The following is a 216-nucleotide window of genomic DNA, read 5'->3' on the forward strand; positions in this document are numbered from 1 at the left end:
GGCACGCTGCCGCTCCATCGCCGCGACCGCGTCCAGGTCGGCCTGGCGCTCGGCCTGCTGGGCCGGCGTCAGCGCGGCGGGCGCCGGTGCTGCTTGCGACATGATGCCGGCCAGGGCCGGATCGGAGTCGGCTTCGGCCAGCACCGCGGCGGCGATCTGTTCGGGCGTCGGACCGGCCGGCGCGGGCGCGAGCGCCTGCTGCGACATGATGCCGGC

The 216-nt window shown here is 77.8% G+C and carries 1 pseudogene; it reads right to left on the reverse strand.

The features are described 5' to 3' along the window. A pseudogene (locus tag D588_RS25960) lies at positions 1–207 on the reverse strand (hypothetical protein); the annotation flags it as partial. Positions 208–216: the final 9 nt, after the last annotated feature.

The organism is Xanthomonas sp. SHU 308, assembly GCF_000364645.1.
In the GTDB taxonomy this organism is placed as follows: Bacteria; Pseudomonadota; Gammaproteobacteria; order Xanthomonadales; family Xanthomonadaceae; genus Xanthomonas_A; species Xanthomonas_A sontii.